This window comes from Halorubrum xinjiangense, from assembly GCF_900102375.1.
Lineage (GTDB): Archaea > Halobacteriota > Halobacteria > Halobacteriales > Haloferacaceae > Halorubrum > Halorubrum xinjiangense.
This window is the reverse complement of sequence record NZ_FNBO01000021.1, coordinates 1-16,554: the sequence shown is the minus strand read 5'-3', so window position 1 is coordinate 16,554 and position 16,554 is coordinate 1. Positions and strand designations below refer to the sequence as shown.

General features: G+C 67.1%; 12 protein-coding genes and 1 pseudogene. 5 read left to right on the top strand and 8 right to left on the bottom strand.

Annotated features, from left to right (window positions below; genetic code table 11):
* Position 1: 1 nt before the first annotated feature.
* Complete coding sequence (locus tag F3H13_RS15690; protein WP_149799942.1) at positions 2 to 3,079, bottom strand: FAD-binding and (Fe-S)-binding domain-containing protein; 3,078 nt, start codon at positions 3,077 to 3,079, stop codon at positions 2 to 4.
* Positions 3,080 to 3,238: 159 nt separating this feature from the next.
* On the opposite strand from F3H13_RS15690, the gene F3H13_RS15685 reads away from it, so the two are divergent.
* The 3 genes from F3H13_RS15685 to F3H13_RS15675 all read left to right on the top strand — a co-directional run bounded on the left by F3H13_RS15685 (position 3,239) and on the right by F3H13_RS15675 (position 6,543).
* Positions 3,239 to 3,847, top strand: coding sequence for an LUD domain-containing protein (locus F3H13_RS15685; protein WP_149799941.1), 609 nt, complete (start codon positions 3,239 to 3,241; stop codon positions 3,845 to 3,847).
* Positions 3,844 to 6,138: an LUD domain-containing protein gene (locus tag F3H13_RS15680; protein WP_149799940.1), complete on the top strand. Its 2,295-nt coding sequence runs from the start codon at positions 3,844 to 3,846 to the stop codon at positions 6,136 to 6,138. The genes F3H13_RS15685 and F3H13_RS15680 overlap by 4 nt, the downstream gene beginning before the upstream one ends.
* Positions 6,139 to 6,228: 90 nt before the next feature.
* Positions 6,229 to 6,543: a PRC-barrel domain-containing protein gene (locus F3H13_RS15675; RefSeq protein ID WP_149799939.1), complete on the top strand. Its 315-nt coding sequence runs from the start codon at positions 6,229 to 6,231 to the stop codon at positions 6,541 to 6,543.
* A 38-nt stretch (positions 6,544 to 6,581) separates the two neighbouring features.
* On the opposite strand, the gene F3H13_RS15670 is transcribed toward F3H13_RS15675, so the two are convergent.
* From F3H13_RS15670 to F3H13_RS15645, 6 genes are all read right to left on the bottom strand, one after another.
* Positions 6,582 to 6,908, bottom strand: coding sequence for a DUF5789 family protein (locus F3H13_RS15670; RefSeq protein WP_149799938.1), 327 nt, complete (start codon positions 6,906 to 6,908; stop codon positions 6,582 to 6,584).
* A gap of 46 nt (positions 6,909 to 6,954) precedes the next feature.
* Positions 6,955 to 7,371: an MPN domain-containing protein gene (locus F3H13_RS15665; RefSeq protein ID WP_149799937.1), complete on the bottom strand. Its 417-nt coding sequence runs from the start codon at positions 7,369 to 7,371 to the stop codon at positions 6,955 to 6,957.
* Between the two features lie 111 nt (positions 7,372 to 7,482).
* On the bottom strand, positions 7,483 to 8,178 hold the full coding sequence (locus F3H13_RS15660; RefSeq protein ID WP_149799954.1) for a hypothetical protein: 696 nt from the start codon (positions 8,176 to 8,178) through the stop codon (positions 7,483 to 7,485).
* A gap of 69 nt (positions 8,179 to 8,247) precedes the next feature.
* A complete protein-coding gene (locus tag F3H13_RS15655) occupies positions 8,248 to 8,808 on the bottom strand; it encodes a thioredoxin family protein (RefSeq protein ID WP_149799936.1) in 561 nt (186 codons plus the stop codon).
* Positions 8,809 to 8,850: 42 nt separating this feature from the next.
* Complete coding sequence (locus F3H13_RS15650) at positions 8,851 to 9,795, bottom strand: DUF368 domain-containing protein (protein WP_149799935.1); 945 nt, start codon at positions 9,793 to 9,795, stop codon at positions 8,851 to 8,853.
* Positions 9,796 to 9,874: 79 nt separating this feature from the next.
* The gene (locus F3H13_RS15645) at positions 9,875 to 13,030 is read right to left on the bottom strand and encodes an oligosaccharyl transferase, archaeosortase A system-associated (RefSeq protein WP_149799934.1); all 3,156 of its coding nucleotides are present in this window, start codon (positions 13,028 to 13,030) and stop codon (positions 9,875 to 9,877) included.
* Positions 13,031 to 13,176: 146 nt separating this feature from the next.
* On the opposite strand from F3H13_RS15645, the pseudogene aglG reads away from it, so the two are divergent.
* Positions 13,177 to 14,094, top strand: a pseudogene (gene aglG, locus F3H13_RS16455) (glucosyl-dolichyl phosphate glucuronosyltransferase); the annotation flags it as partial.
* Positions 14,095 to 14,322: 228 nt separating this feature from the next.
* Positions 14,323 to 15,150 carry a glycosyltransferase gene (locus tag F3H13_RS16450; protein ID WP_223174437.1) on the top strand — a complete coding sequence of 276 codons (828 nt, stop codon included), beginning with the start codon at positions 14,323 to 14,325 and terminating at the stop codon, positions 15,148 to 15,150.
* Positions 15,151 to 15,160: 10 nt separating this feature from the next.
* Here F3H13_RS16450 and F3H13_RS15635 read toward each other — a convergent pair whose 3' ends face one another.
* Positions 15,161 to 16,345, bottom strand: a complete 1,185-nt coding sequence (locus F3H13_RS15635; RefSeq protein ID WP_149799932.1) for a glycosyltransferase — start codon at positions 16,343 to 16,345, stop codon at positions 15,161 to 15,163.
* Positions 16,346 to 16,554: the final 209 nt, after the last annotated feature.

Sequence of the window (16,554 nt, the reverse complement as noted above, 5' to 3'; positions counted from 1 at the left end):
CCTACGCCAGCGCGGCCGCCAGCTTCTCGATCGGGTGGGCCGGCTCCGGCACCTCGCCGGGGCCCTCCTCCAGCTGCGTCCGACAGGAGGTGCCGGGCGCGACGAGGGCGTCGCCGTCGCTCGCGTCGACCTGCTCGAACAGGGTCTCGCCGATCGCTTTGCTCATCGAGTAGTGCTCGGCCTCGTAGCCGAACGACCCCGCCATCCCACAACAGGAGGAGTCGAGCGGGTCGACGCCGTAGCCCGCGCGGCGGAGGACGCCCACCGCGTGGTGGTCCTTCTTCGTCGCCTTCTGGTGGCAGTGGCCGTGGTAGGTGAGCGACTCGGTGGGCGCGTCGAACGCGAGGTCCTCGTCGAGGCGGTGGGCGTCGACGTACTCCATGACCCCGTAAGCGTTCTCGGAGACGGCCGTCACGTCGGCGTCCGGCACGTCGCTGGCGTCGCCGTCGAGCAGGTCGTGGTAGTCGGACTGGAGCATGACGGCGTCGGAGGGCTCGACGACGACCACGTCCCAGCCGTCGCGGACGTCGGGCGCGAGCGTCTCCACGGCGGATTTGGCGGTCGCGCGAGAGACGTCGAGCATCCCCTTCGAGTGGGGCGGGCGCCCGCTGCCGTCGACATCCGGGATCCGCACGTGACAGTCCGCGGCCTCTAACACGCGCACCGCGGCTTTCCCCGCGCCGGGGTTCGTGTAGGTGGTGTACACGTCTGGGAACAAGAGCACGTCGCGGGCGGCCGCCTCGCGCGGGACGCCGGCGCCGCCGCGCGCCTCGAACCAGTCGACGAGCGTCTCCGAGCGGAACGTCGGGAGGTCCCGCTCTTTCGCGATCCCGAGCGCCTTCTCCGCGATGAGCCCGCTTCCCGGGACCTTGTTCGGGAGGTTCGAGAGCGGCGCGAACTTCGAGGCGAGCGGCGCGAGCGACTCGAAGTGACCGAGCAGCCGCGTCCGGAGGTCGATGCCGTGTTCCTCGTGGTGGGCGTGTTCCACCTCGGCCTTCAGCTTCGCCATGTCGACGCCGCTCGGACAGTCAACCTTACACCCCTTACAGCCGACACAGAGGTCCATTACTTCGGTGACGAACTCGTCGTCGGTCGGGTCGTCGGGCAGCTCGCCGGAGATGGCCCCGCGGAGCATGTTCGCCCGCCCCCGGGTCGCCTGGATCTCCTCCTCGGACGCGCGGTAGGTCGGGCACATCACGCCGCCCGTCGTCTCCTGCGGGCCGCGGCAGCCGCCGCAGCCGTGGCAGAGCTCGACCATCCCCTGCATCCCGTTGTCGACCGCCCACTCCATCGCGGGGTCGAAGCCGGCGTCGTACTCGTAGTCGGCGTCGAACCGGAGGTTCTCGCGCATGTCGAACTCCCCGCAGACGTTCCCGGGGTTGAGCAGCCAGTCGGGGTCGAACGCGGTCTTGAGGTCGCGGAACGCCTCCCAGAGGTCGTCGCCGTACAGCTTCCGGTTCCACTGGGTGCGCGCGCGGCCGTCGCCGTGCTCGCCCGAGACGGAGCCGCCGAGCCTGACCACCGCGTCGGTGACGCGGTCGGCGATGTCGAGCATCGCCTCCACGTCGTCGACGTCCTTCGTGTTGATCAGCGGGCGGACGTGGAGCACGCCGGGGCCGGCGTGCGCGTAGAAGGTGGCGAAGGTGTCGTTGTCCTCGAGGATCTGCTGGAACTCGCGCGTGTACTCCGGGAGGTGTTCCGGCGGGATGGCGCAGTCCTCGATGAAGGAGATGTGCTTCTCGTCGGTGGTGCGGGAGAGGAGGATCGGGAGCCCCGCCTTGCGCATCTTCCAGAAGCGGTCGCGCTTTGCGGGGTCGTGCGCCTCCATCGCGTGGGCCGCCCGGCGGGGGTGGCTCGTCGTCTCGGCGGCGCCGGCGCTCGGTTCGGTCGCGGTGTCGACGGCCGGGCCGTCCGCACCCGCCTCGCCGCCGACGCGGTCCGCGATCAGGTCCGCGACCTTCTGTTTGCCCGCCGCGTCGTCGTCCGCGTAGAACTCGACGAGCAGCACGGAGTCGGTCCCGTCCGGGAGCATCCCGACCACGTCCTCGAACTCCGGCGTGTCGGCCGCGAGGCCGAGGAGGACGTCGTCCATCACCTCGACGGCGGCGGGGTCGTGTTCGAGACACGCCGCCACGTCCTCCATCGCGTCGAGGAGATCGTCATAGGTGAGCAGCGCGACCGCCTTCGTCTCGGGGATCTCGACGAGCGAGACGGTCGCCTCGGTCACCGTCGCGAGCGTCCCCTCGCTGCCGGCCATGAGCCGGCCGAGGTTGACGACTCCTTCCTCGCCGTACTCGCCGCGGTACTCGGCGAGCAGGCGATCGAGGTTGTAGCCGGAGACGTTCCGCTTCAGCTCCGGGAAGCGCTCGTCGATCCGGTCGGCCTCCGAATCGAGGATGCGGACGACCTCGGCGTGAATCCGGGGGAGGAGGTCGTCTGCGTCGGGGTCGGCGGACTCGCGGAGATCCTCGACGGCGACCTCACCGAACGTCGTGACCGTGCCGTCGGCGAGGACGACCTCCAGCTCCTCGACGTAGTGGTCCGTCTTACCGTACTTCAGCGAATGGGCACCGGTGGAGTTGTTCCCGATCGCGCCACCGACCGCGGACTTGTCACGCCACGCCGGATCGGGCGCGAACTTCAGGCCATCAGGCTCGACCGCGGCGTTGAGGTCGCCCACGTACGCGCCCGCCTGAACCCGAGCGGTCTTCGCGTCCGGGTCGGCCGAGAGCACCTCGTCCATCTCGCCGGTGAGATCGAGGACAACCGCCTCGTTGACAGTCTGCCCGGCGAGGGAGGTGCCGCCGCCCCGCGGGAGGACCGGAATCTCCTCCTCGAAGCAGTACTCGTGGACGGCCGCCACGTCCGCGGTCGACTCTGGGATCACGACGCCGATGGGGGTGGCCTCGTACGCCGAGGCGTCGGTCGCGTACAGCCGCTTCGAGTAGTCGTCGAACCGCACGTCGCCCGCGACGCGGCGGTCGAGCGCGTCGACGAGGTCGGGTCGCTCCACCGCGCCGCCGGTGTAGTCGAAGTCCCCGCCGTCCGTCGGGTCGGGACCCGGGGTGTTGGTCGCCATGGGAACTCCTCGCGGTCGAACCATGAAAAACCTCCTGCCGTCCGCGCGTCGCGGGAATTCGGTCCCGCGTACGGCGGCGCAGACCGCCGCGTCTCGGCCGCGGTTCCGCCGCCCGGGATCCGTCGCAACACCCATATGCCGGCCGGCGAACGAACAGCCATGTCACTCGCAGACACGTCGACGTTCACGCGTCGGCTCGACGACCTCGGCGTCGCGGTCTCGGCCGGACCTCCAGCGGAGTGCGCGGCCATGGTCGAGGCGGCCGCGGGCGACCCCGCGGTCGGAGTGTCGCTCGGTCGCTCCGGCCCCGACGCGCTCGCCGACTCGCCGGCGACGCTCCCGGATCGGATCGAGACCGACCCGACGACCGCCGACTTGCGCCGGGCCCACACCGGGGTCACCGCGGCGTCGCTCGGCGTCGCCGCCTACGGGAGCGTCGCGCTCGAGGCCGACGCGGCCGGCACGGAGCCGGTGAGCCTCTTCGTCGACCGCCACGTCGTCGTCCTCCGGGAGGCCGACCTCGTCCCCGACATGCCGGACGCCTTCGACTGGCTCGGGCCGCGGGCCCGCGACGAGTCGGTCGACGTGGTGTTCGCGACCGGCCCGAGCGCGACCGCTGACATGGGCGGGCTCGTCCACGGCGCGCACGGGCCGAAGGAGGTCCACGTGGTGCTGTTGCGCGACGGCGGCGCTGGCGAGGACGGAGCAGACGACGTCGACGCGGACGAGGCCGGACCGGAAGACGCCGACGCGGAGGCGGGCCGATGAGCAGCGACGCCGAGGCCGGCGGCGGACGCGACGACGGCGTCGACGCCGCAGGGGCGAGCGATCCCGATCGCGAGACGAAGGCCGAGCGGATCCGCGAGCTGCTGGCGACCGAGGGCGACGCGGTCGCGGCGAACACTCGCGGGTTCAACGAGGGCCGGTACGAGTCGACCGGCCGCCTCAGCGACTACGAGACGCTGAAAGCCGAGGCGCGCTCGATCAAGGAGGACGCGATCGAGCGGCTCCCCGAGCTCATCGACGGGGTGACGGAGGCGGTAGAGGCGAACGGTGGGACCGTCTACCTCGCTGACGACGCGGCCGACGCGAACCGGTACATCCGCGAGGTCGCGGCCGAGCGCGGCGCCGAGCGCGCGGTGAAGTCGAAGTCGATGACCTCCGAGGAGATCGAGGTGAACGACGCGCTCGCGGCCGACGGCGTCGACGTCGTCGAGACCGACCTCGGCGAGTGGGTGCTCCAGCTGGCCGACGAGGAGCCCTCGCACATCGTCGCGCCGGCGATCCACAAGTCCCGCGAGGCGATCGCGGACCTGTTCGCCGAGCGGTTCGACCCCGAGGACCCGCCCGAGACCGCCGAGGAGCTCACGATGTTCGCCCGCGAGCGGCTGGGCGACCTGGTGGAGGACGCCGACGTGGGGATGACGGGCGCGAACTTCATCGCCGCCGACTCCGGCACCATGCTCCTCGTCACCAGCGAGGGGAACGCCCGGAAGACGGTGACCGCGACCGACACCCACGTCGCGGTCGCGGGCGTCGAGAAGCTCGTCCCGACCGTCGAGGATTTCTCCCCGTTCGTCGAGCTGATCGGCCGGTCTGGGACGGGACAGGACGTGACCTCCTACATCTCGACGCTCACGCCCCCGGTCGACTCGCCCGTGCCCGATTTCCAGGACGACGCTGACCCCCTCGCGGACGGCTCGGGGGACGACCGCGAGTTCCACCTCGTGCTCATCGACAACGGTCGCATGGCGATGCGTGACGACGAGACGCTCAAGGAGACGTTGTACTGTATCCGCTGTTCGGCCTGCTCGAACGCCTGCGGGAACTTCCAGAGCGTTGGGGGCCACGCGTTCGGCGGCGAGACGTACTCCGGTGGCATCGCGACTGGCTGGGAGGCGGGGATCGAGGGGCTCGACGTCGCGGCCGAGTTCAACGACCTCTGTACCGGCTGCTCGCGGTGCGTGCCGGCGTGTCCGGTCGGCATCGACATCCCGTGGATCAACACCGCTGTCCGCGACCGGATCAACCGCGGCGAGGCCGACCCGGGCCAGCTGGACTGGGCGTTCGAGGAGCTGGTCCCCGACGAGGAGCCCGGCGGGCTCGATTTGGCGACGCGGCTGGTCGGCAACTACGCGACGCTCGCGGAGTGGGGGCACAAGACCGCGCCGGTCGCCAACCGCCTCGCGAACGCCGGCCCGCTGCGCGCGGTCGCCGAGCGCGTGGCGGGGATCGACCGCCGGCGCGACCTCCCCGAGTTCGCGCGCGAGTCGCTCGTCGAGTGGTTCGAGGCCCGGGGCGGCCCCGCCGTCTCCGCCGACGAGGCGACGCGCGAGGCCGTCGTTTACCCAGACACCGCGACGAACTACGTCGACGTGGCGCGCGGGAAGGCGACCGTCAGGGCGCTGGAGGCGCTCGGGGTCCGCGTCCGCGTCCCGGACCTCCCCGGGAGCGGCCGACCGCCGCTCTCGCAGGGGATGATCGCGACCGCCGAGGCCGCCGCAGAGGATCTCTACGCCGGGCTGGCGCCGCACCTCGACGCCGACCGCGACGTGGTAGTGATCGAGCCGAGCGACCTCGCGACGTTCCGCCGCGAGTACAAGCGGTTCCTCCCGACCGACTCCTACGAGCGGCTGGCGGACGCGAGCTACGACGCGATGGAGTACGCCTTCGGCCTGCTGGAGAACGGCGCCGACCCGGCGGCGCTGCGCGCGCCGAGCGAGGGGACCGGGCCGGTCGCGTCCGGGAAGCGCATCGCCTACCATCCGCACTGTCAGGCCCGCACGGTCGACGTCGGCGAGTACGCGACCGCGGTGTTCGAGCGCCTCGGCTACGACGTGCTCGTCTCCGACACGGAGTGTTGCGGGATGGCCGGCTCGTTCGGCTACAAGACGGATTACTACGAGCTGAGCATGGACGTGGGCGAGCCGCTGCGCGAGCAGCTCGGCGACACCGACCGCACCGTCGTCGCGGCTGGCACGTCCTGTACGGAGCAGCTCGACGCCTTACTCGACGCCGCCCCGACGCATCCGATCGAAGTGATCGCGCCCCGAGAGTGACGCGGGGGGCGGCCCGCGGGACCCGCCGGCGTCCGACGCGCGTCGTTCGACAACGAACGCTTATTAGGCGCGCTCGTGACCGTATCGAGTATGAACGCAGCCCCCGAAGAGATCACGTCGCTCGTCGGCCGCGAGGTGTACTCCAGCAACGGCGTTTTCGTCGGCGAAATCGAAGACATCCAGCTCGACCTGGACGCGCGCTCCGTAACGGGCCTCGCGCTCGCCGAACTCAACCACGAGCTGTTCGCCGGGCAGGTGAGCGGCTCGACCGGCGTCATCGTCCCGTACCGCTGGGTCCGCGCGGTCGGCGACGTCGTCCTGATCAACGACGTCATCGAACGGTACGACGCCGGCGAGGCCGACGAGGAGGGGAGCGAGATCGAGGCGCGGCCGGAGTCTCGGTAACCGCTTTTTCCGCCGGGCGAGTCCCGCTCGAACCCACCTCAGAAGGGTAACGCGTCGCGGAGGCTGGCGATCACGCCACGCTCCTCGCGGCGCGCCTCGTCGAACACCGGATAGAGCGCGTCGAGAAACTCCGTCTCGTTTTCGAACCGCTGTTGCGGCACGCGGTCTAAGGCGTCCGAGAGCGCGATAGAGCGCCCCTGCGCGTCGTAGGGAACCTCTTGGTCGCCGAGCGTGTCCCGTAGCTCCGCGGCCGTCGCGGGAAACGACACGTCAGCCTCGTCGATCCGGGCGTCGAGCGCGGCGATGCCGAACTCGATCGCCTCCGGCTCCTTCGAATCGCCGCCGCCGGGTGGCCGTGCTGCCATTACCGGCGCGTACTCCCTCCGGCGGCTTCAAACCCTTGCTCTCGGCTCACTCCGGAACTGACTCGCTCGGCGGAGCGGCGTCGACGACGGCGAGCTCGACGCCGTCCCCGGACCGGTCGAACGCGGCGACAGAGTCCTCGCCGTACGGCGGGACCGCGACGATCACCACGCCCGCGAGGTCGTCGGTCCGCGACACCCCGAGGAAGCCGTCCGGGTGCGAGAGGAACCGCGCGCCGCCCCCGCCGGCCGGCGTGCCGAGGTCGACGCCGAACACGGAGCTGACGGAGCCGCCCACGGACGGGAGCGTGAAGTGGGTCACCACCGGCGTGTCCGGGTCGAGGCCGAGGTCAGCCTCGAACTCGTCGGCGGGCGTCGCCGAGAGCCGGACGTTCACCTCGTCGGGGTCCTCGCTCGCGGCGCGCTCGCGGAGCACGGTCAACAGGTCGCGGGTGACGTAGATCACTAGTTAGCCCACGTTATGAGACCGATTGACAAAAGGACACGCACGGTAGGACAGGTGTAGTCGGCCGCCGCCCACGACCGGCTCGGGCTGTCTCCGGCCGGGCGACCGCGCTCAGAACGGCAGCGCCGAGCTGAGCGTCTTCGCGTACAGGCCGGGGGCCTTCCGGCGCGAGTCCGAGAGGGCGTCCTCGAGGGCGACGGCGGCGCGCTCGTGGACACCCACGCCGTGACCGACGAGGATACGCTCCGGGTCGAGCCCGGAGAGCGCGGTCGTCGGCGGCGTGATCCGGAGCATCGGATGGACGCCGAGGCGCTCGCGGTCGCCGCGGAAGTACGACGCGGATCCGAGCGACTCGGGGACGATCAGCGTCTCTCCGTCGAAGAGGCCGACCTCCTGCCAGGGCGGCAGCGAGGAGTCGCGGACCCGGAACGCCTCGAAGCCCGTGTCGGCGAGCCGCGAGCCGAACCGCTCGACGCCGACCTCGGGCTCCAACTCCTCCGCGACGCCCGTCATCCACTCGGGGACGTACACCGGGGCGTCATGGCGCGCGGCGAGTTCGCCGCTGTCGCGCACGTGGCGGTCGAGGCCGACCACGACGCCGGCCACGGTCCCCAGCTCGTCGAGCAGCTCGTCGACGCCGGGCGCGTCGACCGGGTCGACCACCCACACGTCGGCTTCGCCCGTCTCCTCGTTTTCGACCGCGAACGCGTGGCTCGCGCGCTCCATCGTCTCGTCGGGGTATGCGATCCAGCCGACGCCGCCATCGTACCGATCGATCTCGTGGAGGTCCGGCTCGCCGCCTTTCATGCTCATACCCCCCGTTCGGCCCGGACGCTTGTTAAGTCGTCTCCGTCGGAACGCCGATCCGGAACTTCCCTACTCGTCGGGCCACTTGATCGAACAGCCGCGCGATGGGCGGTCGGGAATCTCGACCGCCTCGCCGGCGAGCACAGCGTCGACCGCGTCGCGGACGTAGAACTCGGTGGGCTCGTCGTCGGGGTTGAGCGCGTCGTCGAGGCGCCCGTGATACCGGAGCCGCCACTCGTCGTCTTCGCGGCCGAAGAGGAACGGGTCGGGGGTACAGACGGCGTCGTAGGCGGTCGCGACCTCGCCGGTCTCGTCGCGGAGGTACGCGTCGTACGCGACCGTGCCGTCCGCGACCGCCTCGCGCATCGCCGCGAAGGAGTCCTCTGGGTACTCGTCGGCGTCGTTGGGGTTGATCCCGACGACGGCGAGGTCGTCGTACTCGGCCGCGAGGTCGTTCAAGAGGTCGATCTTCGCCTTCGCGTACGGGCAGTGGTTACAGGTGAAGACGACGAGCAGCGCGTCCGTCTCGAAGTCGTCGAGCGCGTAGGTTTCGCCGTCCGTGCCGGGCAGTTCGAAGTCGGGCGCGGCGTCACCGCGTTCGAGTTCCGAGTCGGATTCCATCTGGACCATGTCCGGACGTACGACCGGGAGCGGAAAAGGCGTTGCGCGGGTTCAATACTCGATCGCCGCCGAGTAGCGGTTCAACACGACTACGAGCCCGGCGCCGGCCAGCGCCGCCAGCGCGAACCGCGGCGCGGCTGCCCGCCACGACTCGCCGCTCTCGGTCAACACCGCTGCCGTCTCGACGAGCGGGGCCCGGAGCGCGCCGACGACGAGGCTCACAAGGAACGCCAACGTCGCGGCGCGAGCACGCTCGAGGGCGTACCGGACGGCGTGCGCGATGGTGACGAGCCCGACGACGCCGCCGGCGCAGAACGCGGCGACGACCGGCGCGGTCTCGACGATCCCGGCCGGGCCGCGCCCGAGCGCAAACGCGGCGACGCCGTCGACGAACCGCCCGACGGTTCCCGCCATGTAGTCGTACTGCCCGAGGACGATCAAAAGCAGCGAGCCGGAGATGCCTGGGAGGATCATCGCGCTGACCGCCACCGCGCCGGCGACGGCGACGACCGGCAGCGAGCTCGCCACCGCGGCGGAGGCGTACCCGGACGCGAGGAACGCCACCGCGAAGCCGGCGACCGCTGCCGCCTTCCGCGCCGGCGTCGCGAGGTCGACGTCGGCGAAGAGGACGGCCGCGCTCGCCGCGATCAGCCCGAAGAAGAAGCCGTACGTCGCGACCGGCCGAGTCGCGAGCAGGTAGTCGACGCCGCTCAACACAGCGACGACCGCGGTCCCGATCCCGGCGCCGAGCGCGAGCAGGAACCCGGCGTCGAGCTCGCGGAACGCGGTCAGCGCGTCCGCGCGGTCAGCCGACCGCACGCCCGCGAGTATCCGACGGAGCCGCGAAGGCGTCGCGGCCGTGATCGCCGCCACGAGCCGCTCGTAGACGCCGACGATGAGCGCGATGGTGCCGCCGGAGACGCCCGGGACGGCGTCTGCGCTCCCCATGGCCACGCCTTTGAGATATATCGTCGCCCACTTGCGGAGTCCGACCATCTGCCCGGAAAAAGCGGCGCCGCGGTAATGAAGGACTGGGTATCGGGCGCCTGCCTCGACCGCGGGCCCGAGCCTCCGGTCAGTTTGGTGCGGTCGCCGTCGTCGGCGTCGTCGCGGCCGTCACAGCCGGTTCGACCCCGATCAGCGACCCTGCGTCCGTCGAGTTCGTCGAGTTTCCGCCGTCGCTCCCGCTGTCGTCGTCGACCGGACACTCCGAGTCGCCGCTCGGGCAGTCGATGATTTCCTCTTCGAGTTCCACCGTCGCCGCGGCGTCGTCGGCGCCGACGACTTGGCCCTCGGTCACCTCGACCTGCCCGACGCGCTGGGTGGTGTAGAGGTCGTCGCCGGTCGTCCGCTCGGTGGTGACGTTGTACGGCCCGGTCGCGCGGACGCTCGTGTTGGTGTACCCGTTCTCGGGACCGAACTCGTCGTACCCCGTCGTCGAGTACGGGAGCGTGAACTCGAAGCTCCCGTCGTCGTCGGCGGTCGCGTACTGCGTGTACTCGAACGTCTGCCCGTTGGGCTTCTCCATCTCGACGGTCGCCTCGACCTCCTGACCGGGCTCGGCGCCCGAGCCCTCGACCGTCGCGCCCGGGACGCGTTCGAACGTCTTGACGAAGTCGTCGCTGAACGCCCCGAAGAGCGACTCGCCGAACGTCGCCTGGAGGTCGACGCCGAGCTGCTGGGCGAGGATCTGCGCCTGCTGGGCGTACGGCGACCGCCCCGGCGCCTCCGTGGCGTGGACCAGCCGGTAGTGTTCGAGCGCGTCGACGCGCTCGGAGGGCACGCCCATCACGCCGCCGACCTGCGCCGAGCCGTCCTCCTCGACGTACGACTCCGCGGCCGAGAGATTATCGAACCGCTGGATCGGTTGCCCCTCGCTCGGCAGGACCTTGATTTCGATCTGGTCACCGGACTGAGTCTGTGCGGTCTGCGGCTCCCAGTCGAGCACGACCGGCTCCGGCTCGACCGCGCTGCCGTAGTGTTGGTAGAGCCGGATCATCTGGCTCTCGTGGTAGCGCTGGGTCCGCGTCTGGAGCGCGGGCCGGAGCCCGCCGCTCTGTCCGTTCTGTCCCTCCACCCGCTGGTAGAGCAGCTCGTTGAAGTCGCGGGTCGTCTCGTTGCCGCTGTAGAATGTGACCGGCGCGTTGAACTTGGAGTTCGGCGACGCCATCTGCCAGTCAACCATCACGTAGCGGGTGTCGTTGCCCTCGGTGCTCTGGCTCGCGAGCACCTCAGCGGCCTCCTCCTCGCTCGGCGCGAGGAGATAGTCGGCCGCCTCGCCCGCGTTCTGCTGGAACGGGTTTGCGTTCGGAATGCGCTCGGCGCGCGTGGTGATCCAGTGGCCGTAGTCCCACCAGGACTGGACGCCGTAGGCGCCCTCGGAGTACTCGAAGTCGCCGTCGGCGGGGCGATCGTAGGTTTCGTACGGGTCCATGGGGTTGTCTGCGCCCTCGAGCGTGCCGGGCTGGGGCGTCTCATCGTTCATCCACTGGAGGCTCTCGTCCCACTGGACGACGCTGCCCGGCTGGCTGGAGTTGCCCGCCTCCCAGACTGGGGCCGCACCGGCAGCGGGGAAGAGGAGCGGAACGAAGAGGACGGCGAACACCGCGACCGCCGTCAGCACCTGCCACCCCTCGATGTCGCGGAGCGCGTCGAGAGAGGAGAGTTCGATCGTATCCAGCGAGACCTGAACGAAGTACGCCGTGCCGACCGCGACGACGACGGCGAGGTAGTAGTTGAAGCGGACCTGCGTGAACGCCGCGCTCCCGATGAACGCCGCCCACACGACGAAGTACAACTCCTCAGCGTCGTACTCGACGAGGAACGTCGCGCCGACGAGGACGGCGGCGGCGATGAGCAGGCCGATCACCTGCCAGCTCACGCCCACGACGCCGCCGATCGCGTCGTACGCCTGCGGGACCGCGTAGACGGAGCCGACGACCGCGAGTGCGGCGGGGATGTACAGTGTGTGGTTGGTGTCGTCGGAGCGGTACAGTGGACGCGCGAGGATGTAGAGGACCGCCGCCAGCGCGAGGAAGAAGGCGAGTCCGAATTGCGAGAGAACGAAGTTCGAGAACGAGGCGTCCTGGAGCGGGGGTTGTGCCTCGCCGATGGTGCGGGCGCCGGCGCTGGCTGAGAAGGCGATGGTGTTGAGGAGGTTCCCGACGATGGTCGACCACAGCGACGGGATCGCCAGCCAGACCACGCCCGCGGACGCGAGGATGAGCCCGCCGACGGCCGCGGGATAGGTGTCGGTGTCGATGTCGCGCGCCTCCCACTGGCGGGCGAGCCACGCGAGGAAGACGGCGCCGAGCGCGACGCCGAGCGGCACGACGATCTGAAGCAGCGAGTACTCGCTCGGTGCGAATCGGAACGTGTCGAGCGGGATCACCTGCATCACCCCCGCGACGGTCATCGCGACGGCGCCGGCGAACGCCACCGGCTCGGGGCTTTTCCCGTGGTAGGTGTCGCTCGTGAGTTTGACGGCGAGGAAGATGCCCGTGAACCCGACCATCAGAATTCCGGGCTGCCACGTCCACATGTAGAGGCCGACCGCGACACCGGCGGCGGCCGCGTAGGCAACGGGTCGGCGGAGCGCGTCCCAGTCGCGGTCGACGACGAGCTCCCAGACCGGTTTCTCGCGCTCCGCGACGCCGAGGGCGACGAGGAACGCGAGGACTGCGGTGCTCTGGAAGAACACCTCAGCCGCGCTGTGGTCGGGGAAGCCGACGAGAGAGTACCGGAGGAAGGTGCCCGAGAACAGCGCGAGGGTCGCCGCCCCGGCGAGCGCGGGAACGCGATCGGTGAACCGACGCGCGATGAAGTACGTCGGGACCGCGACGAGCGCGCCCATGATCGGCGCCATCACGAGCAGTACCTCCTCGGTACTCCCCATGATCGGTCGGGCGATCCAGACCCCGACAGCCATGATGTGGTCCCAGAGGGTGCCGAACTGGCCGGCGTTCGTCCCGAAGGGGAAGCCTGTCCAGACATCGAACGGCATTCGGTTCGGGTAGTTCTCCATGATGTACGTCGTCTCTCGGAGGTGGTACCACGGGTCGTTTCCGCGGAAGTACACCTCGTCGTTCGCGATGAAGTTCCCGTACGAGCGCAGTCGCGTCCAGAGCATGAACGCGAAGACGCCGAGGAGGACCGGGACGTGGTACCACGGCGCGAGCAGATCGGACGGGGACGAGTCCGATTCCTCCGGCGGATCGTTCGAGTCGCTCATTACCGCAAGGAACTGGCAAAACGCGCATAAGACTTGTCATCTACACGCGTTCGCAACGAGGGCGTGATGGGCTTCGTCCTCGAAACGCGAAGCCGAATTCGGGGCGAGGCGGAACCTCTAAGCAGTCGCGTCGAAAGCGTGTCGGTGTGAACGTCTCGATCGTCGTCTGTACGTACACGCTGGACATGTACGAGCACTTCCGTGAGGCCGCCGACAGCGTCCTCGCGCAGACGCACGACGACGTCGAACTGGTAGTGGTCGTTGACGGGACGCCGGAGGTGTACGAGCGCGTGGTCGACGACTACGGCGACCGCGACGACGCGGTGATCGCGTGTAACGACGAGAATATGGGGCTGCTGGTGAGTCGGAACCGGGGCGCAGAGATTGCCTCCGGCGATGTGGTCGCGTTCATCGACGACGACGCGATTGCGGACGAGGAGTGGGTCGAGCGGTTGGTCCGCGCGTACGAGGAGAAGGACGCGATTGCGGCCGGTGGGAAGATGACGCCCGAGTGGATCGCCGGGAAGCCGTCGTTTCTCCCCGAGGAGTTCTATTGGTTAATCGGGGTGACTCATCGCGGGTTTGCGGATGGGCCGGGCGAGGTGCGGAACACATTTGGATCGAATATCTCGTTTCGGGCGGACGTGTTCGCGGAGTTGGGCGGATTCGATGTCGACATCGGTGGGCGGAAGGGCGACAAGAACCTACAGGGAGGGGAGACAGAGCTGTGCGCGCGAATGCGGGAGCGATATGGGCGGGGAGTATGGTACGATCCCGAGGCAGAGGTGGCGCACAAGGTGTTCGAGTACCGGACGGAGTTCCGGTGGCTGGTAGATCGAGCGTTCTGGCAGGGGTACTCGAAGCGGGCGATGGAATCAATGCTGACTGAATCTACTGATGAGGAAACTAACTTTGCGGGCCGCCTTCTCACCGAGTTCGTCCCGTCCCGTCTGTATAGCCTTCTTATCGAGCCTTCAAAGCGTGGACTCCTCAAGCTGATCGCGCTCATGATATTCACTAGCCTTGTTGGCGCTGGGTATCTATACGGAACGACGCGCTACAGCGGGACCACTGTCCATGTTGAATCAGAGACAGACGAGCCAACCTATCAGGTGCTCTGGCTTCGTCCATCACGCGGTGACAATATAAGCGTCCGCCGCCAGCGTATCGCGGAGGAACTTGCGACTCACGGTGTCGAAGTTGACATCTGCGACGTTACCGGTACAGATGTTATTGGTGCTACTCGAAAGGCCGTTGTTGGCGACTACGACGCAATCTTTGGCAACGTACGGATGGGACTCTATATAGGCTATCCGCTCGCACGCCTCCTACGAAAACCGTTCGTTGGAACCGTTAGTGATCCTATCAGTGACATCAATGACCTGCCACAGCCCCTCTTTAACCTACTACGGCGCTATGAGTGGTTCGTCCTCGCACACGCTGACGCCTGCTCCTTTACCTATCAGGCGACCTACGAGGAGGCCCGACGCCGCGGCATCAAAGGTCGTAAGCTTCCGAACGCCGTCAACTACGACCAGTTCGCTGATCCGGACCCGGACGCCGTTGAGTGCGCCCGCAAACTACTCGAAAAGGATAGTGTCGACCTGAATAAGCCCGTTGCCATCTACGTTGGCGGACTTACCGAATCGACGTACAAGATGTCCACCATCGTTACAGCCGCCGAACAACGTCTTGACTGGGAGTTCGTCTTCGTCGGTGAGGGTGAGCAACGCGAGATGGTCGCTGAGGCCGCCCGCGAACATCCGAATGTCCACTATCTAGGTGCCTTCGAGTACGATCTGATGCCAGGCTTCCTCGCACACGCTGATATAGGCTTCTGCTTCAAAGATGCCGAACAACCCCTGAAGGTGATGGAGTATGGTGCTGCCGGAGTCGCCACTATTGCCCAACCCGGTAACCTCCAGACCCGTCTCAACGACGATGAAGCTGTTTTCATCGAACCTGACCCGGATGTTATCGCCGAGACGCTCGCCAACCTCGCTGCCAATCCTGTCGAGCGCGAACGACTCGCACACAACCTCCAGCGACACGCCGAAAACGTCAGTTGGAAAGCTGTCGGTGAGGAGTTCTACGAGATACTTGAGGAAGTCGTCGCGTGATGAGCGTCCATCAACGAGTCGCCGCTTGAAATGTGTGGGCCAGTTTCTGTGTTTCCGATGTTACATTGAAATCGTTGGCAATCTTCTGACGAGCACGCTCTCCAAACCTATCCCGCTCATCGTCGTCTGAGAGCAGTCGACGTAATGCGTTTGCGACTGCTTCGGAGTTACGCGGTTCGACGAGAAGACCATTTTCGCCATCCTCTACTAGTTCAGGAATGCCGGATATAGTTGTTGATATTGGGGCAGTCCGCATCGCCATCGCTTCCATCAGGACGACTGGAATCCCGTCTCGGTCTCCAGAGGGTTCAACCACGCATGGGAGAATGAATCCCTGTGCTTCGTCATATTCGGATCGGAGGCGTTCGTCGCTTACACTGTCTAGAAACGTCACGTGGTCGGAAATTCCGTATTCCTCGACCGATTCTTCGAACTCAGAGCGTAGCGGTCCCGAACCGACGATATGATACTCGAGTGTCGGGAATTCGTCGACAATCTCTGCCACCGCGTCAATCGCGTATTCAATTCCTTTCTTTTCGACGAAGCGAGCAACCGTGAATAGGCGTCCGTCAACGTCAGCATCCGATGGGTAGAACTTTGTCGGCCGTATGCCGGCGCGAACGATGTCAATTGGAGTGTTGTTTGTGTAATGTTTCTGAATGTAGCCCTGGTTTTGTTCCGAGATTGTAACGATCCGGTCGGCTCGTTCAAGAAGCCGGCGTGCTATTGACTCGTTCGTCGGTGCGTAGATGTCATGTGCGTGTGTGGTCACAGTGAATGGAACGTTCTCCACTGCTGCGACATACTGGGCAGCGAGTGAGACCGGCGTCGCAAAGTGCGTATGTACTACGTCGATAGGTGACTCAATATCTGCGATAAACTCACGGCAGCGCTTCGTCCAAAATAGGTTTGCCGCGTGGTAAATTGGATTAGCTGGAAAGAGCGCGTTTCGAAGAACGGCCGGATGAAGGAGCTTTGGAGAGAGTAGCTCCGTTACGTCAGAGTATCCAGGGCGACCTGTGTACCTGATCGTAGCCGAGAGTTCGTCAAACTCATCGTGTACGATATTTTCCTCTGGCTTAGTGAGCGCAAATACAGACACGTCGTGTCCCATCTGCTCGAGTTCGTAGATCTCGTTAAGGATGAAACTTTCTGAGAGTTTTGGAAATGTATAGAGGTAGTAAAGAACGTGCATATCAAAACCTATTCATTCGCAAATATTCAATCTTATGTTATTTCTGAACATCTTGTGAACATGTCTCTTTTGTGTTGGTACGAAATACTTTAGCTAGGACACATATAAATAGAGGGCTCTGTTGAAATCCTCAGAGAGTTACATGTTCGCCGTGTAATTCGACGAGATGAAGGCCCTCCCGAAGTCGCAGATTCTCCGGTTTACTGAGA